Genomic DNA, 20,910 nt, shown 5'->3' on the forward strand with positions numbered 1-20,910 from the left:
GAGTCGCCATGAACATGTTGAGCCCTGATGTGAAGAACCAGGATGCCCCGCTCTTCGATCCGGCTGCCTTTCGTCTCGACAGCCTGCAGACCGAGCTGACGGCACAGGCCCGCAGCTTCGGCCGCCGCGTGCTGGCGCCGCGCGCCGCCGGCTATGATCGCGAAGCCACCTTCCCGATCGAGAATTTCCGCGATATGCACACGGAAAACCTGCTCGGCATCTGTATCCCGAAGGATAACGGCGGCATCGGCGCCGACTTCAAGACCTATTGCCTGACGGCCGCCGAACTGGGCCGCTATTGCGGCGCCACGGCGCTGTCGTGGAACATGCATGTCTGCTCGACCCTATGGTCAGGCTCGCTGTCGGATGATCTCGACATGGATGCGGCAGTGCGCAAGCTGCATGCCGAGCGCCGCAGCGGCCATTACCAGCGCATCCTGAAAGACGGTGCGGTGTATTCGCAGCCGTTTTCCGAAGGTGGCGCAGCGGCAGCCGGTGGCGCGGCCTTTGGCACCGAGGCGCATCCGGTGGACGGCGGCTTCAAGGTCACCGGCAAGAAGATCTTCGCCTCGCTGTCGGGCTTTGCCGATTACTACGGCGTGCTGTGCACCGAGGTCGAGCCCGGCCAGAAGGCCAGCCGCCGCAACACGCTGTATCTCGCCATTCCCGCCAAGGCACCGGGCGTCAAGGTGGTGGGCGACTGGGATCCGCTGGGCATGCGCGGCACGGTCTCGCGCACCCTGATCTTCGAGGATGTGTTCGTGCCACAGGATGCGCTGCTGATGCCGCGCGGCATGTATTTCCAGGCCGCCTCGCGCTGGCCGCATATGTTCATGACGCTGACGCCCACCTATATGGGCCTGGCGCAGGCGGCCTATGATTTCACCGTGGCCTATCTGCGCGGCGAACTGCCCGGCATGCCGCCGGTGAAGCGGCGCATGTATCCGACCAAGCAGATTGCTGTGGCCGAGATGCATATCATGCTGGAGCAGACCAAGGCGCTGTGGTTCCAGGCGATCAGCGAGGCCGGCCCCAATCCCAGCCGAGACCAGGTTCTGCGCGCCTATGCCGCGCAGTATACCGTGATGGAGAATGCCAACGCGCTGGCCGTGAAGGCAATCCGCACCTGCGGCGGCCAGGCGATGCTGAAGAGCCTGCCGCTGGAGCGCATCTATCGCGACAGCCGCTGCGGCTCGCTGATGCTGCCCTGGACGGCGGAAATCTGCGTCGACCGTCTGGGCCGCGAGGCGCTCTACCAGCCCGGTGAAACTGACGAATGACGCTCGACCGCATCATCGACCGCCACGCCGCCTTCCAGCCGGCACAGCCGGCCCTGGCCGATGAACGGCTGTCGCTGACCTATGGCGAGCTGGCCGGCCGCATCGACCGCATGGCCGGCGGCCTGTCCGGCCTTGGCGTGACGGCGGGCAAGCGCGTCGCGCATCTGGGCTACAACGCTGCCGATATCGTCGTGCTGCTGTTTGCCTGCGCGCGGCTCGGCGCCATCCTGGTGCCGCTGAACTGGCGGCTGGCAACACCGGAGCTGGTCTATGCCTTGCAGGATTGCGGCGCCGATCTGCTGATCCATGATGCGGCCTTCGGCGACACCGCCGCGGCGATCTGCACGGAGGCCGGCCTGCAGCATCGCCTGGTGCTGGATGGCGCAGCTGGCACCGCCATGGCCCTGGAAACCATGCTGGCCGGGGCGCCCGCCCTGCCGGCCAGCGGCAATACCGAAGACGGCCTCGAGCAGCCGCTGCTGATCGTCTACACCTCGGGCACCACCGGGCGACCCAAGGGCGCGGTGCTGACCCAGGCGGCGCTGCTGGCCAATGCGCAGATGAGCCGGCATGCTTTCGACCTGCGCAGCACAGACCATGTGCTGACCTGCCTGCCGATGTTCCATGTCGGCGGCCTCAACATCCAGACCACGCCAGCGCTGCTCAGCGGGGCGCGCGTGACGCTGCAGAGCCGTTTCCATCCCGGCCGCTTCATCGAGGCGGTGGAACGGCTGCGGCCAGACCTGAGCGTGCTGGTGCCCGCCACCATCCGCGCCCTGCTCGACGATCCGGCCTATATGGGCGCCGATCTTACGGCGCTGCGCGCGGTCGGCGTCGGCTCCAGCGTGGTGCCGCCGCAGCTGATCGCCGCCCTGGAAGCCCGCGGCATTCCGGTGCTGCAGATCTATGGCGCCACCGAAACCTGCCCGCTGGCGGTCTATGAAACGATGGCCATGCGCGGCGCCTGCCCCGGCACCACCGGACGCCCCGGCCTGCTGTGCGATATCCGCATTGTCGACAACACCGGCGTCGATGTGGCACCCGGCATCGCCGGTGAAATCTGGGTGAAGGGACCGCAGGTATTGTCGCAATACTGGAATGCACCCGATGCCACGGCGGCGGCCCTGGTGGATGGCTGGTTCCGCACCGGCGACATTGCCATGCGCGATGCCGACTGGAATGTGGTGGTGCACGACCGCAAGAAGAATGTGATCATTTCTGGTGGCGAGAATATCTATCCCGCCGAGCTTGAGCGCGTTCTGGAAGAAGATAACCGCATCCGCGAGGCCGCCGTGGTGGCGCGCCGCGATCCGCGCTGGGACGAAATTCCGGTCGCCGTGGTGGTGCTGGCCGAGGGCGCCGTGCTGCAGCGCGAGGATGTCCTGGCCCTCTTCGATGGTGTGGTGGCGCGCTACAAACTGCCGCGCGATGTCGTCTTCGTTTCCTCTCTGCCGCGCAATGCCATGGGCAAGGTGCAGCATCACATCCTGCGCGAGCTGGTGGCGGCAGACCGGCAGAGTGCCGCATGACCCTGGTCAGCAAGCAGCAGTTCCGCGACGGCATGGCGCGACTCAGCGCCGCGGTGAATGTCGTCACCACCGCCGGAGCGGCCGGCCGCTGCGGCTTCACGGCCTCGGCGGTCTGCTCGGTCAGCGACGAGCCGCCGACACTGCTGGTTTGCATGAACCGCGCCAGCGCCATGAATCCGGTGTTCAAGCAGAATGGCGTGCTGTGCATCAATACGCTGTCGGCCGAGCAGCAGCACTATTCCGCACTGTTTGCCGGCCAGACCGATGTGGCCATGGCCGAGCGCTTTCATGATGAGGCCTGGACCGTGCTGCAGACCGGATCGCCGGTGCTGGAGAATGCCCTGGTCTCGTTTGACTGCCAGATCGCCGACATCAAGGAAATCGGCAGCCACAGCGTGATGTTCTGCACAGTGCTCGGCGTTGCCGTGTGGCAAAGCCGCGAGGGCCTGGTGTATTTCGACCGCGGCTACCGCATGGTGCCCGCCGCCGAGACGCCCTAGCGGATGAACTGGTCAAGATAGGCACCGCCGAGGCCGCAGGCCTCATAATGCTTGCGGCACATTTCGATCTTGCTGAACACATCCTCAAAGCCGGTGACCTTGCCCCAGGGATCGACATAGATCATCGCGCCAGTGATATGGAACAGCGTGATCATCTCCTGGCAGTCTTCCGGCACCACCAGCGTATGGGTCTCGCCCGGCGGCTCGAACACATAGGAGCCCGTGGTCGCCACCCAGTCATGCTCCAGGTAATGCCATTTGCCCCGCAGTACATGACCATGCACCGGGCCGGGATGACGGTGGCGGCTCAGCACGCCGGCGCGGCGCACGCGCAGCAGGTTGACCCAGTAACCCTGACGCGTGTTGAGGCAGAGCGGCCGGAACCACACACCGTCCGCCTGCGGCACCCAGACCCGTTCGTCGTCAGGAATCGGCGAGGCAATAACAATCTCGGTTGCCGCTTCGGGTGGAAACGGCAGCTGGTAGGGCATGCGGCTGGTATCGGTCATCTCAATCCCTCACATCGCAGCATAGCCGCCATCGACCGGCAGGATCACGCCGGTGATGAAATCGGCCTGATCGGAGGCCAGGAACAGCACCGCTTTCGCCACATCGGCCGGTGTGCCCCAGCGGGCCATCGGCGTGCGATCCAGGATCACCTGGCTGCGCGTCGCATCATCTTGCAGCGCTTGCGTCAGCGGTGTGGCGATCCAGCCCGGCGCCACGGCATTGACGCGAACGCCATCCTTGGCCCAGGCCACGGCGAGCGACTTGGTCAGCTGCATGACACCGCCCTTGCTGGCGGAATAGGCCGGCACCGCCGGCCCGCCGAAGAAGCTCAGCATGGAGGCGGTGTTGACGATGCTGCCGCGGCGCCGCTCCAGCAGCGGCTTGCAGGCCAGGCAGAGCCGCATGGTGCCGGCCAGATTGACATCCAGCACCTTCAGGAAGGTGGGCATCTCATATTCGGCGCCGCGCCGGATCATGCCGGCGCAGTTGACCAGCACATCCAGCTGGGTCAGCGACGCGGCAAAAGCATCCACCGCCTGCTGGTCGGCGACATCCAGCGCCTTGAGCGCGATATCTTTGAAAGCCGGGTCCTGCTTCGCCGCGTCAAGCTCGGGGCCAGCGAGGCCAACCGCCGTCACGCTGTCGCCACGATCACGGAAGGCCTGGGCGATGCCGGCGCCAATGCCGCTGGTGCCGCCCGATACAAGGATGTTGCGCAAGGCGGCCCTCTCCACAGTCGTTTCCATACCCGGATTTTATGGCCGGCGGCGCAGCCGGCGATTCGTTGCGGTGATTGAACCCTCGTTCCACGGCATGCGCAAGCCCAAGGAGGCGATACGCTATCCAATGCCGCCGGCGCGGATGATCAGCAGCACTGCCGCCCCGACAATGATAATGCCGATGGCGCGGGCGATCCGCAGGCCGCCCGGCGCCAGACGTTCCAGCGTGATTGCCAGACTGATGGCTGCCATGGCGCACAAGTCCATGACGCCGATGACCAGCAGGATCGCCGTCAGGCCGGCGCAACTCAGGCTGCAATGCAGGCCAAGCCGCAAGCCATGGCGCCAGGCCATGCCGGTACCGGCCGGCAGGCAATGGACGGGCACCGCGTCCGCGCGGCAGCAGGCCAGATGATGCGCCTTCCACGCGGTGAATTGCAGCATACCGGCCAGCAGCACGACCGCCCCACCGGCGAACGGAACCGCGCGCGCCAGATCCGGCGATTGCTGCGCGGCTTCCGCCAGCGCGGCGCCCAGCGTGAACACGATCAGGCCCGCCATGGCCCAGACACAAAGATAGCCGGCACCCACAAGGGCCGTCAGCCGCGCCGCACCGGCGGTCTGGTGATAGCGCCACAGTACAGGCGCCAGGGACGGCAGCATCATCGCCACCATCATCACCATCCACATGCCGATAAATGACGTGGCAGCGCCGGCCCAGCCCTGCGCGCACATCGGCATCCAGGCCATCGACAGCATCCAGCCGCCGGGCATCGGGATCTCGCCCATCGTCGCCATCGACAGGCCCCAGAGGACCGTCACCGCCGTGCTGGCAGCAAACAGCAGGGCCATGAAACCATAAAAGATATCCCGCGCGGTCACTATGCCGCGCGGGATCATGGCAATCGGCCGGCTCAGCCGCAGCATGACATGGTGGCCGGTTTCGTTGCCGGCTGACCATACTCGTCATGACGACGCCACCAGATGCCGCTCTCGTTGCGGCCCTTGGGCGCTCGGTCGAGCCACGGATACATGCCCCAGATGGCATCCACCCCGCGGGCATAGGCCGAGTAAGTGTGATAGACCACGCCATCCTCCAGCACGAAGCTGCTCATGCCGGGCCGGTCGCGCGCGAATGTGGCGACATCGGTGCCGCAGCCGGCTGCGGTCTGCACCACAGCCTCGGGCACCTCGACCGGCGGGCGCAGGGCCGAATCCATCGCATGGCCGCCACGTGTATAATTGTAGTCGATGCTGCCATCGCGCTGCTGGGCTTCGGTGAACGACACATTGAAATCGAAGTTGAAGTCGCTGCCATGCGAGGACGCCCAGGGCAGGGTCCAGCCCATGCGCTGCCTGTAGGCCAGCAGCTTCGCCAGCGGCGCCCGCGACACCAACGACAGCGCCACATCGTGATTCTGCAGGTGCACCGCGATGCCGTTGAGGCCATCGGTTATCGCCGAGCAGGACGGGCAGCCGACGGTGTAGTCCGGCCCGAACATGAAATGGTAGACAATCAGCTGCGAGCGGCCCTGGAACAGGTCGGCCAGCGATGCGCTGCCGGCAGCGGTGTCGAAGCTGTAGGTCTTGTCGACCCGCAGCCAGGGCATCGCCTGACGCTGCTGCGCCAGGGCATCACTGCGCCGGGTATGCTCCTTTTCCGCCTGCAGCAGCGCCAGCCGCGCGGCCAGCCAGTCCTGGCGTGTCACTGTCATATGCTTCGTCATGCTCGTCTCTCCATGGATAATGCTGCAGGGCCGATACGGCTTGCTGCCGGGTGGTCGTGCGATAAATTAGGCAGCGGCCAGCGAAGGGCGGGAGTGACAAGTGTGACGGGATTCCGATGGACTCACTGATCACGGCAGCAGCGCGGGCGCTGGCGGCAGGCGATCCGCTCGGCGCGCTGAACCGCGTCGCCCTGCGCGACGACGCGCCGGCACTGGCGCTGCGCGGCATCGCCATGGCGCAGCTGGGTGATTTTGTGCGAGCGAAAGCCCTGCTGCGCCGGGCCTCGCGCGGCTTCGGCGCCCGGGAAGCCGTGGCGCGGGCGCGCTGCGTGGTGGCCGAGGCCGAGATCGCATTGGTCTCGCGCGAGCTGGACTGGCCGGCGAAGATGCTGGATGCCGCGCGCATGACGCTGGAACAGCATGGCGACCGGTTGAATGCCGCCCATGCACGCTATCTCGAGGTTCGCCGCCTGCTGCTGATCGGACGCCTGGACGAGGCCGAGCGCCTGCTGGCCGGCCTCGATGCCGCAGCCTTTCCGCCTGCCTTGCGGGCCGCCCATGAACTGGTGGCGGCCGGTATCGCGATGCGTCGCCTGCGCACCAAGCCGGCGCGTGCCGCACTCACCCGCGCCACACGTGCCGCGCATCTGGCCGGCATACCAGGCCTGGCAGCAGAGGTTGCCAGTGCAGTCCGCGTGCTGGAGACCCCGGCGGCCCGGCTGATTGCGCGCGGCAAGGAACGTCCGCTGCTGCTGGCAGATGTCGAAGCGCTGCTGGCATCCAAACACTTCGTTGTCGATGCCTGTCGCCATGTCGTGCGCGATGCGAAAACCGTGGTCTCGCTGGCCCGGCGGCCGGTGCTGTTTGCGCTCGCCCGGGCGCTGGCCGAGGCCTGGCCTGGCGATGTGACACGCGACCGGCTGGTGGCACGGGCCTTTGGCGCCAAACAGGCCGATGACTCGCATCGTGCACGCCTGCGGGTCGAGATCGGGCGCCTGCGCCGGATGCTGCGGCCACTGGCCAGTCTGAATGCGACGCAGCAGGGCTTCATGCTGACGCCACGCCATGCCCGTAGCGTCGTGGTACTGGCGCGGCCGGTGGAGGAACGCCATGCCGATGTGCTCGCCTTCCTTGCCGACGGCGAGTCATGGTCAAGCTCGGCGCTGGCGCTCGCCCTGGATGCCAGCCAGCGCACCGTGCAGCGCGCGCTGGATGCGCTGGCCGCCGGTGGCAAGGTGCAATCCTTCGGGCATGGCCGGGCGCGGCGCTGGGTGACCCCGCCGGTGCCCGGATTCACGACAACCTTGTTACTCCCGGCCCCGCTGCCGCATGACTAGGATGACTGCATGAAACGAGCCCCTGCCGACATCATCCGCGAATATGGTCCCTTCCCGGGCGCCGCCAATGTGCATGGCGTGACTTTTGACGGCCAGCATGTCTGGTTCGGCGCCGGCGACACCATGGAGGCCTTCGATCCTGAAACCGGCAAGCCGGTGCGCAGGATCGATGTGGCCGCCCATGCCGGCACCGCATTCGATGGCCGGCACCTGTTCCAGATCGCCGAAAGCCGCATCCAGAAGATCGACCCCAAGACCGGACAGGTGATCGCCACCATCCCCGCACCCGGCGGCGGCGGCGATTCAGGCCTCACCTGGGCCGAGGGTACGCTGTGGGTCGGGCAGTATCGCGAGCGCAAGATCTATCAGATCGACCCGGAGACGGGCGCGACGCTGCGCACCATCGAGTCCAACCGCTTCGTCACCGGAGTCACCTGGGTCGATGGCGAACTCTGGCACGGCACCTGGGAAGGCGAGCAGAGCGACCTGCGACGCATCGACCCGCAGACAGGCGAGGTGCTGGAGCGTCTCGACATGCCACCCGATACCATCGTGTCGGGGCTTGAGTCCGATGGCGGCGACCGCTTCTTCTGCGGCGGCGGCAACAGCGGTAAGGTGCGCGTCGTGCGCCGCCCCAAGCGGGCCGGGTAGCGAAAGCCTCCTCCCGGCGATGACACCGGCCGTCACCACAGCTGGGCTTGCCTGACCTGAATTCTCCTCAGCCGCAATCCGGCCACCATCGTGGCTTGGATATCCATTTCTGTTTTCTGGAAGTTTGGGTCTGTGCAGCTGCATTTGCCCAAAATTTTCAGGGATGCAGTGCTTTTTACCCGCCGAGAGCATCGCTCTTATTATGGGCGAATCGGGCCTTAGCGGATCGGCTCGCTATCTGTGCGATATGTCGCACGTCGCGTCGTTTAATAACATCTCACCGCGTCATACCTACCGGCCGGCATTCTCCCCTCTTCCAGGTCCTTTATATTCTGTGACGCCTTGCGCGCGCGCATCTCACGGCTGGCAAACCCGGCGATATGCGCTGTAACCGTGACTTTGGGATGAGCCCAAGCCGCATGCGTCGCTGGCAACGGCTCAGTCTCGAAGACATCGAGTATAGCGGCGGACAAATGACCTTCGTCCAGAGCGGCCAGTAAATCATCCAGCACGACAAGCGGTCCACGCGCCACATTGATAATCGCGGCCCCTTTGGGCAGCTGCATAATGGTTCCCCGGCAAACCAGCCCGCGGGTTTCCGGTGTGTCCGGCACCAAGCCCACCAGCAGGTCACTTTGCGCCAGGAACTTTCCCAGTTCATCCGGACCGGCGGCACAGGGAATCCCGGGCAACGATTTCGGACTGCGCGCCCAGCCATGCACCTGAAAGCCGAGCGCCTTGAGCATGGCGGCGCAAAGCTGGCCGATCGTGCCAAGCCCCATGATTCCGATGCGGGTCTCCGGCGCCAGTCGAGGTGCCTCGAACAGATCCCAACGCCGGTCAGCCTGGGCACGGCGCATACGGTCAAAGTCGCGAATCCAGGCCAGGGCATGCAGGCAGACATACTCCGCAACGGTCTGCGCCGTCTGGTCGACGATCATGCGGAAGACTGGCACCTGCTTCGGACAGGCGGGATCGTTGACGATGTGGTCAACACCAGCCGCTGAACTGAATATGGCGCGCAGATTCGGATAGCTGGCAAGACGGCCTGGTTCAGGTTGCCAGACCAGCGCATATACCACCGCATTCGGGTCGACCGATGGATCGTCCCACCAGCGGATATCGAGATGCGGCAGCAACGACCCGAATAACGCCTGCCACTCCGGCATGGCCGCCAGGCCACCCGATTTGATGAGAAACACATTCTGCATGGATCACATCATGAAAATGCCGAGGGCATCGCTACCCCCGGCATTGATCTTCGTTCAGATTAGCGCTCGATCTGCTTGTTCCAGCGCGTATTCCACTCCGGACGTTTCTCGTTGATGGCGTCCCAGTTCACCACCACGGCGGTATTCATGTAGTTCTTGATCTGCGCCACTTCCGCCTCGTTGGCAGCATTGTCCGCCTTGGCGTTCGGCGTCGAGGGAATATACGAGCCGCCGCGCAGGAATTTCTCCTGTGCCGCCGAAGTCAGCAGGTAAGTGGCCAGCTTCTGCGTCAGTTCCGGCTCGCTGTTGTTGGCCGTCGCGCACAGCGCCGTCATCAGTACCACCGATCCCTCCTTCGGCTGGGCGTATTCGATGGCGATGCCCTTGCCCTTCAGCAGTGCCACTTGGGTTGGAGTCAGCGGCGCGATGGCAGCCTCGTTGGTCTGGATCATCTCGCTGATCTTGGCCGAGCTGGCGATATATTCCAGCACGTTCGGACCAACGGTCTTCGGCCAGGCGGCAAAGCCCGGCTCGACATTGGTGTCGGTGCCGCCCTGCAGGCGGTTGAACATCAGGAAGGCGTGCAGGCCGAAGGTGCTGCTCGGCACCGACTGGAACACGACCTTGCCTTTGTATTTGGGATCGGCGAGATCGGCCCAGGAGGTCGGTGCCTTCCAGCCTTTCTCGTCGAACATCTTCTTGTTATAGGCCAGGCCGGTCATGCCCATGGTGAGACCGGCGGCCATGCCATCCTTCATACGCGCCACCGGATAGAGTTCGTTATAGGCCGCCGACTTCTGCAGCGGTTGGCAAAGGCCCATGCCGATGGCGCGATACATCACGCCGTCATCCAGCACGATGATGTGCATCTGCGGCTTGTCTTTCTGCGCCACGGCCTTGGCCAGAATGTCCGACGAGGTGCCGGGCACGACGACAACCTTGGTGCCGGTTTCCTTCTCGAAATCCGGAAAGACAAACTCGGTGAAGGTCTTTTCCATCGGCCCGCCATTCATGCCGATATAGAGCGTCTTGCTCTGCGCGTGAACATCGGCGCCGCCGAATGCGAGAAGCAGGCCCGCACCGGCCGCAAGCGAAGTCAGGTTCTTTACGTATGTCATTCCTCTACCCTCCTGTTGGTATCTGTTGGACTACTCATCAGTGCGCCGGCACCGGAACTGTGGCGCCAGCAAAACGCGTAATCGAAAAGGCATTGATGGGTGTGTCGGTATGGCCATCGCGCGCCAGGTCGGCCAGCACGGCACCGGCGGCCGGGCCGATCTGGAAACCGGCACCGGAGAAACCGAAACCATGCAGAAGGCCCGGCGTGGTGGCGCTTGGCCCCAGCACCGGATTGCGGTCGGGCATATAGGCTTCCACGCCGCTCCAGAAGCGGATTACATTCACCTTATGCAAGGCTGGCAGCAGCGCAGAACCGGCCTGCAGCGCTCCCATCGCGGAGGCCATGTCGGGCCGGCAGGTGCTTTCATCCAGCGCATAGCCCTTGCCGCCGCCGAAGACGATGTTGCCGCGCGTCACCTGTCGTGCGTAGAACCCGCCACCCTCGACGCCCAGGTTGAAGCCGAACAATGGCGGCAGCGGCTCGGTCACCCCCATACAGGGATGACCGGAACTCAGTGGCACCGTCTCCCCGAAGGCTTCCGTGGCCAGCGCAGCCCCCGGGCCGGCGCAGTTGAGCAGGATGTCGCTGCGGATGTCCTGCCCGCCGGCCTGCAGGATGAAGCCTCCCAGATCGCGGGCAATGCCTGTCACTTCGGTCTGTTCGTGGATCTCGGCACCGGCTCTGGCCGCGGCACGGGCGAAGGCCGGCGAAACGATGCGCGGATTGGCGTGGCCATCATCCGGGCAGTAGCTGGCACCGACCGCCAGTTTGCCCAGCATCGGGAAACGATCATGCAACATGTTGCCGCTGAGCAGTTCGAGATCGAGGCCGAAACCGGCCATGCGATCGCGATAGGCCTGCAATGAAGCCATTTCGGCTTCGCTGCGCGCCAGCTTGAGATGACCAGAGCGGATATATTCGCCGTCAATGCCGATATAGCTTTTCAGCTGTGCCCAGATGACATGCGCGCGCTGGCTCAGCGGAATCTGTTCCGGTGGCCGCCCCTGCCGGCGCACGCCACCGTAGTTCACGCCACTGGCTCCTGCGCCGCAAAAGCCGCGTTCGAACAAAACGACGCTGAGGCCGCTGCGGGCCAGATGCAGCGCCGCCGAAGCGCCAACAATGCCGCCGCCCATGATCGCTGCGTCATAGCGCCGGGCCGTCATGCCGCATCCTCGTGGCTGATCGTCACCACCGGCAACGGCTTGACCGGCGCCTGGCCGCGGATACGGCCGACCGCATCGGCCGGGCGGTCCAGTTCGGCCGAAAGGATTGCGGCCGCCGCCGCACCACAGATGCGGCCCTGGCAACGGCCCATGCCGATGCGGGTCAGTGCTTTCAGGCGGTTCAGTTCGACGACGCCGAGATCGCGGGCGGCTTCGCGCAAGGCTCCCACCGTGATCGCCTCGCAACGGCAGAGCACCAGATCGTCGGGCAGCTTTGTCATGCCCCAGTCGGCTGGCGGCAGCGGGAATGCGCGTTCCAGGCCGTGGCGGAATTTGCCGATGCGGCGCAGCCTGCTTTCCAGCGCTGCAATGCGTTCGCGATCCACCGCCTGCCCCAAGTCCTCCAGCATGGCCAGCGCGGCACGTTCACCGGCCAGTTCGGCAGCATCGGCACCGGCAATGCCAGCGCCATCACCGGCCAGGTAGACATTGGCCTGCGACGCGCGGCCATCAATGCCGTGCTCCGGCAACCAGGCACGGTTGAGATCGCTATAGGCAAAGCGGCAGCCGAGCAGGTCGGCCAACTGGGTTTCCGAGCGCAGACCGAGACCGAGGGCGACGGCATCGCAGTCGATGCGCTGCTCTTTGTCCTTCCCCTGCCAAACAAAGCCACGGACACGGTCGCCGCCTTCGATCCGCGCCGGTACAACACCGCTGTGCAGCGGAATGCCATGCAGGCGCAGCCACGCGACGTAATACAGGCCCTTGAGCAGATGCTCCGGGCTGTTGAGCAGGCCGGGCAGAGCCACCAACTGGTCGCTGAAGCGCGCCGTATCGAACACGCCGGCCACATCGGCACCGGCTTTGGCATACTGATAGGCGACGAGATAGAGCAGCGGTCCGGTGCCGAAGAAAGCGATGCGCGGCCCCAGCACAGTGCCCTGGAATTTGAGCGCGATCTGCGCCGCTCCCAGCGTATAGACGCCGGGCGTCAGCCAGCCGGGCAGCGGCTGGATGCGATCGGTGGCACCGGTGGCCAGCAGGACATGACTATAGAGCAGATGATCGGCGCGGCCGTCCGGGGCCATCAGGTCAAGGCCGGCGGCCGTCGCGTTCCAGACCAGAGTGCCCGGGCGATAGTCGATGCGAGCCGCGATCTGCGCGAAGAGATCATGCAGGCGACCCGCCTTGCCACTCTCGAAACCGTAGAGATCACGTTTGGTCCGCGTGAAGCCATCCGGCGGCTGGCGATAGATCTGGCCTCCGGCCTTGATCGATTCATCCACGACCACCGGCCGCAAGCCGGCTGCGACCAACGTGGCGGCAGCACGGATGCCAGCCGGTCCGGCGCCGACGATGACCGGCCGCGTAGTCATGCCGGCACCGAGCGCAGCCGCATGCCTGGCGCGACGAAGGTGGAGCAGGCGCGCAGCCGCGTTCCGTCTTCCGTCAGCATCCAACAATCCTGGCAGGCGCCCATCAGGCAAAAGCCTGCCCGTGGAGCGCCATTGAATTCCTCGACTCGCAACCGGTCCTGCAGGCTCAGCACGGCAGTCAGCACGGTATCGCCGGCCAGCGCCTGGCAGTGCCGGCCGTCGAGGACGAATTCGACGGTCTCGCGCTGAGTTTCGGCAATGCGCTTGAGCAGGGCCATCAGCGCTGCCCCACCAGCACGCGGTCAAGGCCATAGATACGGTCGAGCAACAGCATGGCTGCCGCCGTCACCGCGATCACCAGCGCCGAGACCGAGGCCATCATCGGATCGATCGATTCAGTCGCGTACATATACATCCGCACCGGCAGGGTGACGGTGGAGGGCGCGGTGACGAAGACCGACATGGTCAGTTCGTCGAAACTGTTGATGAAGGACAGCAGCCAGCCACCCGACAGGCCGGGGATCATCAACGGCAGGGTGATGCGGCGGAACACCGTGAAATCGGAGGCGCCCAGCGACTGCGCGGCATGTTCGATACTGGCATCGCTGCCGACCAGGGCGGCCAGGATCAGGCGCAGCGAATATGGCGTGACCACCACGACATGCGAACCGACCAGCCACCAGAAGCTGCCGGTGGCGCCAATCAGCGAGAAAAGCTGCAGCATTGCCACGCCGAGCACCAGATGCGGCACGATCAGCGGCGACAGGAACAGTCCGTTGAGGAACGCCCGGCCACGGAATTCGAACCGCGTCAGCGCCAGGCCGACAGGGACGGCGAGGCCGACTGAAATGGTTGCGGCCATAAAGGCCAGCACCAGGCTGTTCCAGAAGGACTGCATGAAATCGGCATGGCGGAAGACTTCCGCGAACCAGCGCAGCGAGAAGGAGGTGAGCGGAATGCTGAGCGTGTTTTCCGGCGTGAAGGCGACGAGGCAGACGATCATCAGCGGCGCCAGCATGAAAACCATGACCAGGACGTGGAAGATCAGCGCGGGAATACCGTTGCGGGTCATGGCTTAACTCCCCGCATCAACCGAGGGCACGGCGGTAGCGCCGTTCCATCAGGCGGTTGTAGCCCAGCATGATCAGCAGATTGGCGACCAGCAGAATGATGGCAATGGCCGCGCCCAGCGGCCAGTTCAGCTCGTGCAGGTATTCATCATAGATCAGCGTCGCCACCGTCTTGATGCGGCGACCGCCGAGCAGGCCGGGAATGGCGAAGGCGCTGGCACTCAGGCCGAAGACGATCAGGCTGCCCGAGAGGATGCCTGGCAGCACCTGCGGCACCACGATGCGGCGGAACACGGTGAACGGCGAGGCGCCGAGCGAGAGCGCAGCCTGTTCCGTGGAGCGGTCGAGCTTCTGCAGCGAGGTCCAGACCGGGATGATCATGAACGGCATCATGATATGTACCAGGCCGACCACCACGGCGGTCTCGGTATAGAGCAGGCGCTGCCGGCCAATGCCGGTGAGTTCGAGCAGCTGATTGATCAGTCCCTCGCGGCCGAGCAGCATGCTCCAGCCGAAGGCACGCACCACCACCGAGATCAGCAGCGGGGCCAGCACGATCAGCAGGCAGATGGCGCGCCAGCGCGGCGACATGCGGCTGAGGAAATAGGCCTCTGGCGCGCCGACCGCGATGCAGATCAGCGTGGTGAGCCCACTGAGCCGCAGGGTACGCAGGAAAATCTCGTGATAGAAATCATCCGAGATGACGGCGGCGTAATGCTGCAAGGTCAGGCCGGCCTTCACGCCGACATGATGATCGAAGTTGCTGAAGGATAGCAGCGCCGTCAGCACCAGCGGCACCAGCAGCAGGGTGGCGAACAGCAGGAAGGCCGGCGCGCTCATCGCATAGGGCAGTGCCTTCGGCCCTGACATGCTGGCCGGGCCGCTCATGCCGCGACATCCTCGTCGGTCAGCAGACGCACGGCGCTGTCGGCCCAGTCGAGCCCGACGGTCTCGCCCTCTTCTCGAGGTACGGCACCATCGTTGGGCAGCACGGCGAGCAGCTGGCCCAGCGAGGTTTCGAGGTGATAGAGCCACTGGCTGCCGAGGAAATAGCGGCTGGTGACGCGGCCATCGAGCCGGCCGGCAGCCTGACCGACCAGCCGCAGCTTCTCGGGCCGGATCGCCAGCGTGATCGGGGCATTCGCCCCAAGCCGGGCCGGCAGGTCGAGGCTGAAGCTGCGTCCATCGACCACGGCGCGGCCGCCCTGCCCGGACTGTGCAACCCGCGCCTCCAGAAGATTGGTTTTGCCGACGAAATGCGAAATGAAGCGTGTGCGCGGGTGCTCGTAGATGCGATAGGGCGCATCCACCTGGGTGATGCGGCCGGCTTCCATCACCACGACGCGATCGCTGATCGAGAAGGCTTCCGACTGGTCGTGCGTTACCATGATGGTGGTGGTGCCGAGCTTGCGCTGGATGCCGCGCAGTTCGAACTGCATTTCCTCACGCAGCTTGGCATCAAGATTCGACAGGGGTTCGTCCAGCAGCAGGATCGGCGGCCGGATCACGATGGCGCGCGCCAGCGCCACGCGCTGCCGCTGGCCGCCTGAAAGCTCACGCGGATAGCGCGCGGCATACTGCTCCAGATGAACCAGCGACAACGCCTCGGCGATGCGAGTCTCCCGCTCAGCCTTCGGCACCTTCTGCATCTCAAGGCCGAAGGCGACATTCTCCGCGACCGTCATATGCGGGAACAGCGCGTAGCTCTGGAACACGATGCCCAGACCCCGGCTGTTGGGCTTGGCATGGGTGATATCGCGGCCATCCAGCTGGATGCGGCCCTGCGTCACCGGCACGAAGCCGGCGATCATGTGCAACGTGGTGGTCTTGCCGCAGCCCGAGGGGCCCAGCAGGGAGACGAACTCTCCCTTCTCGACACCCAGGCTGAAATCGGTCACCGCGCTGACGGCGCCGTAGTCTTTGCGGATGTCGGTCAGGGTGAGGAAGGCCATGGGGGGCTCCGGGGCTGGTGCTCCGGATACGAACGGAATGGAAAATCTCGTAACCGGTGTTTCAATTCCGTCACAATTCTGATGCAGCAACAAAAGGTTTTTCTATTGAGTAGAAGTTTTTATGAAATTATTCTATCAAATGAAAAAGTAAATCTGTTTCGCTACACCCCGCTTTCACTGAGTAGAAACGCCATGGATAAGTCCCCGGCCAAAGCCGCCCTGAATCGGAGTTTCGACCTGCTGCGTGCCCTGGCGGCAGAGGCAAACGGCGAAAACCGGCTGACCGATCTGGCCCGCCGTACCGGGCTGACGCCCTCCACCACGCTGCGCCTGCTGCGGGGCCTGATCACCGAAAGCATGGTGGAGTATGACGAGGAGCGCCGGCAGTACCGGCTGAGCGTCGATTTCTTCACGCTGGCCGCCCGCGCCGGCAATCCGGCCAACCTGCGAGATCTCTGCCGCCCTATCCTGCTGCGCCTGTCTGCCACCTTGCATGACACATTATTCCTGCTGGTACGAAGCGGCTTTGATGCGGTCTGTCTCGACCGTAGCGAAGGCCCCTTCCCGATCCGCTCTTTCACGGGCGATATCGGCGGACGCGTCATCATGGGCGTGGGCCAGGGCAGTATGGCGATCCTCGCCTTCCTGCCCGAGGCTGAACGCGAAGAGGTGATTCGCTTCAACTTGCCGCGCCTGTATGACCAGCACCGGCTGGACGAAGTCTTCATTCGCAGCGAGATCGCCAGCGTGCGCGAACTGGGTTATGCGAGCCGCTCGACTGGCCTGTTGCCCGGCATGGCTGGCATTGCGGTGCCGATTCTCGACCGCGACGGCAAGGCGGTGGCGGCACTGAGCATGGGCACCATCGCCGAGAGGCTCAATCCGGAGCGTCTGCCGGTCGTTGCCGATATCTTGAAACGCGAGGCAGTAACGCTCAGCCGCCAGGTCAATCCATTTGACCCCGTCCTGCGCAGACCAGCCGCAAGTTTGAGCGGCCTGTGAAAGGGCAGGCAGCGACTTGCCATGGCCGTTCGCGTCCCAGGCCGAGCTCGGCTAACGCTATCTGTCTCAATCTGAACAAGTTCTCGGATTAGCTGTTCATTCAATCTGGCACGGTCCTGTGCACCAGAGGCCGCACACTGTGCAGCGAACCCTGCATTTGAGAGACAGCCCTCTATGAACCACATTTAAACCCTTGGGCTTTATGTCATATGGGTGTAATGAATCTGTCATAATCGAGTTTTAGCCCAGAAAGCACCCCAGAAAATGTCTGTTTTCCGCGATCCAGACCCCGACCCCGACGGTAGCCCGGACGCGTCCGCGCCCCCCGCCAGCAGTTTTCTGGCGCGCCATGACCGGGGGGCCGCGTGATGAGCAGCAGTGCAGGCGCGACCGAACTCCTTCTCCATCTCGTTGCCGGCGTGGCGCTCCTGCTCTGGGGCGTGCGCATGGTCCGCACCGGCATGACGCGCGCCTTCGGCGCGCCGCTGCGGCGCTATCTCGGCCAGGCGATGCGCAACCGCGTGCAGGCCTTTCTCGCCGGCATCGGCGTTACCGCCCTGCTGCAGTCGAGCACGGCAACGGCGATGATCGTGTCCTCCTTCGCCGGCCGCGGCCTGATCGTCGGCGGCGCCGCCATTGCCGTGCTGCTGGGGGCCGGTATCGGCACATCGATCACCGCACAGTATCTCTCGCTCGACCTGCACTGGCTCGGGCCGCTCTGCATCATTCTCGGCGTGATCGGCTTCTTCGCCTCCGAAAGCGGCCTGCCGCGCCATGTCGGCCGCCTGCTGATCGGCATCGGCCTGATGCTGCTTTCATTGGAGATGATCATCAGCGCCTCGGCCCCCCTGCGCGATGCGCCGGGCCTGGCGGCCATCCTCAATCCCTTGCAGCGCGAACCGGTGCTCGGCGTGCTGCTGTTCACCCTGCTGACCTGGCTGAGTCATGCCAGCCTCGCCACCGTACTGCTGGCTGCCTCGCTGGCGAAAGCCGGCACTGTGGACGCGACGCTCGCCGTGGCACTGGTGATCGGCGCCAATCTCGGCACCGCGATTTCGCCGCTGGTGGCAAGCAGCGGCCAGCCGCCAGCGGCCCGCCGTGCCCAGCTGGCGAATCTGATCACCCGCGTGATCGCCACGCTGGTGGCGATTCCCTTCCTCAGCCAGATTCCACAGCTGCTGGCCTGGGCCGGTGAAGACGGCGCCCGCATGGCGGTGAATGCCCACACCGCCTTCAACATTGCCATCGCGTTAGCCTTCCTGCCCTTCGTCGTCGTGCTCGACAGGCTGACGCATCGCCTGCTGCCCGACCTGCCGGCAGCAGAGTCCGCCGGCAAGCCGCGCTATCTCGACAAATCCGCGCTGGAAACGCCGACCGTGGCGCTGGCCGCCGCCGCGCGCGAGACGCTGCGGCTCAGCGATGCCGTGGCGCGCATGCTGGATGACACCATGACAGTGTTCACCCGCGACGATTCCAAACTGGCAAAAGCCGTGGAACAGGCCGACGATGCGGTGGACGGCCTCTACGAGGCGATCAAGCTCTATCTCACCGAACTCTCCAAGCATGGCCTGGATGAAGCGGAAAGCCGCCGCTATGTCGACGTGCTGACGTTTACCACCAATCTGGAGCATATCGGCGACATCATCGACAAGAACCTGATGGAGCTGGCGCAGAAGAAGATCAAGAACAAGCTGGCCTTCTCCAAGGAAGGCCTGGCCGAACTGACCGACTTCCACCATCGCGTCGCCGCCAACCTGCAGATGGCCTGCAACCTGTTCATGTCGGGCGATGTGAAGATGGCGCGCCAGCTGCTGCAGGAAAAGGTCGACCTGCGCATCGCCGAACAGCGCGCGGCGGAGAACCATTACCAGCGCATCCGCGACGGCCGCGCCGAAAGCATCGAGACCAGCGCCATCCATCTCGACCTGATCCGCGACCTGAAGCGCATCAACAGCCATCTCACCGCCGTCGCCTATCCGATCCTGGAACAGGCCGGCGAGCTGACGGCGACGCGGCTGCGCGCCGATGAACGGCTCGACCGTTCCTCGCAGCAGGCCGCCGACACGACCGCGAAAAGCAGCCGCACCAGCCTGGCGTGAGCTTAAGCTGTTGCGGCGCTCAGCCGGCGCTGGCCGCTCTGCCGCGTCAGCAGCCAGAAGGCGATCAGCACATTCACCAGGTTGAAGGCGATGCCGTTCAGCAGGGCGGCCTGATACGAGCCGGTGAGATCATAGATTTTGCCCGACATCCAGCCACCCAGCGCCATGCCGGCCAGCGTGGATGAAATCGCCAGGCTGACGCGGAAGCCCGCCTGGCCAGCGGGGAACAGCTCGCGCACGATGAAGGCATAGCTGGGCACGATGCCGCCCTGCACCAGGCCGAAAATCGCCGAGATGATATAGAGCGACATCAGCCCGTCGAAGGGCAGGTAGAGCGCCAGCGCCAGCATCTGCAGGGTCGATCCCAGCAGCAGCGTTTTCAGCCCGCCGATGCGGTCGAGGATGTAACCTGACGCCAGCCGGCTGACGATGCCGAAGCCGAGCATCAAGGACAGCATCTCGGCGCCGCGCGCCGGGCCATAACCGAGATCGACGCAGTAGGCGACGATATGCACCTGCGGCATCGACATGGCGACGCAGCAGCACAGCCCCATGATGACGATGCAGGCCTGGATGGCATTCGGATGCAGGCCGAGCGGCCGCACGAAGCCGGCGGCGGCAGCGGCCTCGGTGGCGGGTTTCAGCAGCGGCGGTTTCGGCCGCAGGATCAGCGCCAGCGGCAGCATGGTGACCAGGCAGAACAGGCCCGTATAAAGATGCGTCTGGCGCCAGCCGACCTCAGCAATGAAATGCTCCAGCACCGGCGGCCAGATCGTGCCGGCGACATAATTGCCCGAGGCACAGAGCGCGATGGCCAGGCCACGCCGCTTCTCGAACCACAGCGAGGTATCGGCCAGCAGCGGCGCGAACAGCGCCGCACTGCCCAGCATGGCGATGGCGACGCCGGAGATGATGGCGAAGATCCACACATTGGTGGCAAAGGCGGCGGCGGCATAGCCGGCCGCCATCACGACGGTGGCGATCAGCAAAGGCGTGGTGATGCCGCGCTTGTCGGCCAGCCGGCCCATCAGCACGGTGCCGAAAACGAAGCCGATCATGGTGAGCGTATACGGCAGCGCCGCATCGGCACGGGCAATGCCGAACTCGGCCTGAACCGCCGGCACCACCACCACCGGCGACCACATGCCCACCCCGCCGATGGTGCCGATCACCATGGCAGCCGCCAGCCTGACCCAGGCATATCCGGAATCGACGCGGCTCTCGGTCACGGGCAGTCCTCCAGGGTGGCGGGTCTTTTCTTATTCTTGCAGCTTAGTCGACAATGAACAGCTTGGCACCCGTGCTGGTCCGCGAGCGATGCGGTTCGGCATTGTCGGCCACCTGATACGACTGCCCGGCGGTCATGACGAATTCGCGGCCGTCTTCCAGCTCGGTGATCAGCTCGCCCTCCAGCACGAACAGGATATGGCCCTTCACGCACCAGTGGTCGGCCAGATAGCCCGGCGTGTAGTCGACGCGGCGCACCCGGATGCCGCCGAAGGTCTGCGTGCGCCAGGTGGCGCTGCCGGTCTCGCCCTTGTGCTGGGTCGGCTCGATCTTCGACCAGTCGGTGGTGCCGAAGGGAATGTTGCTCATCTGCATGATGGTACGGGCTCCTGAAATCCATCCGCTTCTAGGCCCGGATTCCACGCAAATCCAGC

At 64.9% G+C, this 20,910-nt stretch carries 21 protein-coding genes; 7 read left to right on the plus strand and 14 right to left on the minus strand.

The features are described 5' to 3' along the window. Positions 1-8: 8 nt before the first annotated feature. From AAG821_RS00780 to AAG821_RS00790, 3 genes are read left to right on the plus strand one after another with little or no spacing between them, the layout of a single operon-like run. Entirely contained in the window at positions 9-1,280 is a 1,272-nt protein-coding gene (locus tag AAG821_RS00780) for an acyl-CoA dehydrogenase family protein (RefSeq protein ID WP_341908968.1), read from the plus strand. Then, positions 1,277-2,809 (plus strand): AMP-binding protein, encoded by a 1,533-nt coding sequence (locus AAG821_RS00785; RefSeq protein WP_341908966.1) that lies wholly within the window; start codon positions 1,277-1,279, stop codon positions 2,807-2,809. The genes AAG821_RS00780 and AAG821_RS00785 overlap by 4 nt, the downstream gene beginning before the upstream one ends. Then, the gene (locus AAG821_RS00790) at positions 2,806-3,309 is read left to right on the plus strand and encodes a flavin reductase (RefSeq protein ID WP_341908964.1); all 504 of its coding nucleotides are present in this window, start codon (positions 2,806-2,808) and stop codon (positions 3,307-3,309) included. The genes AAG821_RS00785 and AAG821_RS00790 overlap by 4 nt, the downstream gene beginning before the upstream one ends. Here AAG821_RS00790 and AAG821_RS00795 read toward each other — a convergent pair. From AAG821_RS00795 to AAG821_RS00810, 4 genes are all read right to left on the minus strand, one after another. Then, complete coding sequence (locus AAG821_RS00795) at positions 3,306-3,818, minus strand: 2,4'-dihydroxyacetophenone dioxygenase family protein (protein WP_341908962.1); 513 nt, start codon at positions 3,816-3,818, stop codon at positions 3,306-3,308. The two genes, AAG821_RS00790 and AAG821_RS00795, sit on opposite strands and share 4 nt — an antisense overlap. 9 nt (positions 3,819-3,827) lie before the next feature. Further along, the gene (locus AAG821_RS00800) at positions 3,828-4,538 is read right to left on the minus strand and encodes an SDR family oxidoreductase (protein ID WP_341908961.1); all 711 of its coding nucleotides are present in this window, start codon (positions 4,536-4,538) and stop codon (positions 3,828-3,830) included. 120 nt (positions 4,539-4,658) lie between these two features. Continuing rightward, positions 4,659-5,465, minus strand: coding sequence for a DUF2182 domain-containing protein (locus tag AAG821_RS00805; protein WP_341908959.1), 807 nt, complete (start codon positions 5,463-5,465; stop codon positions 4,659-4,661). Next, the gene (locus AAG821_RS00810; RefSeq protein WP_341908957.1) at positions 5,453-6,265 is read right to left on the minus strand and encodes a thioredoxin family protein; all 813 of its coding nucleotides are present in this window, start codon (positions 6,263-6,265) and stop codon (positions 5,453-5,455) included. The genes AAG821_RS00805 and AAG821_RS00810 overlap by 13 nt, the downstream gene beginning before the upstream one ends. Before the next feature lie 116 nt (positions 6,266-6,381). On the opposite strand from AAG821_RS00810, the gene AAG821_RS00815 reads away from it, so the two are divergent. Next, positions 6,382-7,602, plus strand: a complete 1,221-nt coding sequence (locus tag AAG821_RS00815) for a hypothetical protein (RefSeq protein ID WP_341908954.1) — start codon at positions 6,382-6,384, stop codon at positions 7,600-7,602. A gap of 9 nt (positions 7,603-7,611) precedes the next feature. Next, entirely contained in the window at positions 7,612-8,253 is a 642-nt protein-coding gene (locus AAG821_RS00820) for a hypothetical protein (RefSeq protein ID WP_341908953.1), read from the plus strand. Positions 8,254-8,519: 266 nt separating this feature from the next. Here AAG821_RS00820 and AAG821_RS00825 read toward each other — a convergent pair whose 3' ends face one another. The 8 genes from AAG821_RS00825 to AAG821_RS00860 are packed head-to-tail and all read right to left on the minus strand — an operon-like array spanning position 8,520 to position 16,148. After that, positions 8,520-9,464, minus strand: a complete 945-nt coding sequence (locus tag AAG821_RS00825) for a glyoxylate/hydroxypyruvate reductase A (RefSeq protein WP_341908951.1) — start codon at positions 9,462-9,464, stop codon at positions 8,520-8,522. Positions 9,465-9,523: 59 nt separating this feature from the next. Beyond that, a complete protein-coding gene (locus AAG821_RS00830) occupies positions 9,524-10,582 on the minus strand; it encodes an ABC transporter substrate-binding protein (protein WP_341908949.1) in 1,059 nt (352 codons plus the stop codon). A 37-nt stretch (positions 10,583-10,619) separates the two neighbouring features. Continuing rightward, entirely contained in the window at positions 10,620-11,750 is a 1,131-nt protein-coding gene (locus AAG821_RS00835; protein WP_341908947.1) for an FAD-dependent oxidoreductase, read from the minus strand. Further along, entirely contained in the window at positions 11,747-13,126 is a 1,380-nt protein-coding gene (locus tag AAG821_RS00840) for an FAD/NAD(P)-binding oxidoreductase (protein WP_341908945.1), read from the minus strand. The genes AAG821_RS00835 and AAG821_RS00840 overlap by 4 nt, the downstream gene beginning before the upstream one ends. Next, entirely contained in the window at positions 13,123-13,404 is a 282-nt protein-coding gene (locus tag AAG821_RS00845) for a (2Fe-2S)-binding protein (protein ID WP_341908943.1), read from the minus strand. Before AAG821_RS00845 ends, AAG821_RS00840 begins: the two co-directional genes overlap by 4 nt. Next, positions 13,404-14,198, minus strand: coding sequence for an ABC transporter permease (locus AAG821_RS00850; protein ID WP_341908941.1), 795 nt, complete (start codon positions 14,196-14,198; stop codon positions 13,404-13,406). Before AAG821_RS00850 ends, AAG821_RS00845 begins: the two co-directional genes overlap by 1 nt. Before the next feature lie 16 nt (positions 14,199-14,214). Beyond that, the gene (locus AAG821_RS00855; RefSeq protein ID WP_341908939.1) at positions 14,215-15,084 is read right to left on the minus strand and encodes an ABC transporter permease; all 870 of its coding nucleotides are present in this window, start codon (positions 15,082-15,084) and stop codon (positions 14,215-14,217) included. Further along, a complete protein-coding gene (locus tag AAG821_RS00860) occupies positions 15,081-16,148 on the minus strand; it encodes an ABC transporter ATP-binding protein (protein WP_341908937.1) in 1,068 nt (355 codons plus the stop codon). The genes AAG821_RS00855 and AAG821_RS00860 overlap by 4 nt, the downstream gene beginning before the upstream one ends. A gap of 81 nt (positions 16,149-16,229) precedes the next feature. Between AAG821_RS00860 and AAG821_RS00865 the strand changes: the two genes are divergently transcribed. Further along, a complete protein-coding gene (locus AAG821_RS00865; RefSeq protein WP_341916189.1) occupies positions 16,230-17,150 on the plus strand; it encodes an IclR family transcriptional regulator in 921 nt (306 codons plus the stop codon). Positions 17,151-17,518: 368 nt separating this feature from the next. Beyond that, entirely contained in the window at positions 17,519-19,249 is a 1,731-nt protein-coding gene (locus AAG821_RS00870; RefSeq protein ID WP_341908934.1) for a Na/Pi cotransporter family protein, read from the plus strand. A 2-nt stretch (positions 19,250-19,251) separates the two neighbouring features. Here the strand turns inward: AAG821_RS00870 and AAG821_RS00875 are convergent, their stop codons facing one another. Both AAG821_RS00875 and AAG821_RS00880 read right to left on the minus strand, forming a co-directional pair. Beyond that, a complete protein-coding gene (locus AAG821_RS00875) occupies positions 19,252-20,478 on the minus strand; it encodes an MFS transporter (RefSeq protein WP_341908932.1) in 1,227 nt (408 codons plus the stop codon). Between the two features lie 43 nt (positions 20,479-20,521). Beyond that, entirely contained in the window at positions 20,522-20,851 is a 330-nt protein-coding gene (locus AAG821_RS00880; protein WP_341908930.1) for a DHCW motif cupin fold protein, read from the minus strand. Between the last annotated feature and the right edge of the window lie 59 nt (positions 20,852-20,910).

Origin of the sequence: Ferrovibrio terrae (assembly GCF_943372915.1) — a bacterium.
Taxonomy (GTDB): domain Bacteria; phylum Pseudomonadota; class Alphaproteobacteria; order Ferrovibrionales; family Ferrovibrionaceae; genus Ferrovibrio; species Ferrovibrio terrae_A.

Excerpts from the sequence above, each read along its gene's own strand:
- AAG821_RS00880 (WP_341908930.1), bottom strand. The coding sequence starts at position 20,851 with ATGCAGATGAGCAACATTCCCTTCGGCACCACCGACTGGTCGAAGATC.
- AAG821_RS00845 (WP_341908943.1), bottom strand. The coding sequence starts at position 13,404 with ATGGCCCTGCTCAAGCGCATTGCCGAAACTCAGCGCGAGACCGTCGAA.
- AAG821_RS00855 (WP_341908939.1), bottom strand. The coding sequence starts at position 15,084 with ATGAGCGGCCCGGCCAGCATGTCAGGGCCGAAGGCACTGCCCTATGCG.
- AAG821_RS00790 (WP_341908964.1), top strand. The coding sequence starts at position 2,806 with ATGACCCTGGTCAGCAAGCAGCAGTTCCGCGACGGCATGGCGCGACTC.
- AAG821_RS00785 (WP_341908966.1), top strand. The coding sequence starts at position 1,277 with ATGACGCTCGACCGCATCATCGACCGCCACGCCGCCTTCCAGCCGGCA.
- AAG821_RS00780 (WP_341908968.1), top strand. The coding sequence starts at position 9 with ATGAACATGTTGAGCCCTGATGTGAAGAACCAGGATGCCCCGCTCTTC.
- AAG821_RS00860 (WP_341908937.1), bottom strand. The coding sequence starts at position 16,148 with ATGGCCTTCCTCACCCTGACCGACATCCGCAAAGACTACGGCGCCGTC.
- AAG821_RS00865 (WP_341916189.1), top strand. The coding sequence starts at position 16,230 with ATGCAGCAACAAAAGGTTTTTCTATTGAGTAGAAGTTTTTATGAAATT.
- AAG821_RS00830 (WP_341908949.1), bottom strand. The coding sequence starts at position 10,582 with ATGACATACGTAAAGAACCTGACTTCGCTTGCGGCCGGTGCGGGCCTG.
- AAG821_RS00820 (WP_341908953.1), top strand. The coding sequence starts at position 7,612 with ATGAAACGAGCCCCTGCCGACATCATCCGCGAATATGGTCCCTTCCCG.
- AAG821_RS00815 (WP_341908954.1), top strand. The coding sequence starts at position 6,382 with ATGGACTCACTGATCACGGCAGCAGCGCGGGCGCTGGCGGCAGGCGAT.
- AAG821_RS00805 (WP_341908959.1), bottom strand. The coding sequence starts at position 5,465 with ATGCTGCGGCTGAGCCGGCCGATTGCCATGATCCCGCGCGGCATAGTG.
- AAG821_RS00870 (WP_341908934.1), top strand. The coding sequence starts at position 17,519 with ATGAGCAGCAGTGCAGGCGCGACCGAACTCCTTCTCCATCTCGTTGCC.
- AAG821_RS00840 (WP_341908945.1), bottom strand. The coding sequence starts at position 13,126 with ATGACTACGCGGCCGGTCATCGTCGGCGCCGGACCGGCTGGCATCCGT.
- AAG821_RS00835 (WP_341908947.1), bottom strand. The coding sequence starts at position 11,750 with ATGACGGCCCGGCGCTATGACGCAGCGATCATGGGCGGCGGCATTGTT.
- AAG821_RS00795 (WP_341908962.1), bottom strand. The coding sequence starts at position 3,818 with ATGACCGATACCAGCCGCATGCCCTACCAGCTGCCGTTTCCACCCGAA.
- AAG821_RS00850 (WP_341908941.1), bottom strand. The coding sequence starts at position 14,198 with ATGACCCGCAACGGTATTCCCGCGCTGATCTTCCACGTCCTGGTCATG.
- AAG821_RS00825 (WP_341908951.1), bottom strand. The coding sequence starts at position 9,464 with ATGCAGAATGTGTTTCTCATCAAATCGGGTGGCCTGGCGGCCATGCCG.
- AAG821_RS00810 (WP_341908957.1), bottom strand. The coding sequence starts at position 6,265 with ATGACGAAGCATATGACAGTGACACGCCAGGACTGGCTGGCCGCGCGG.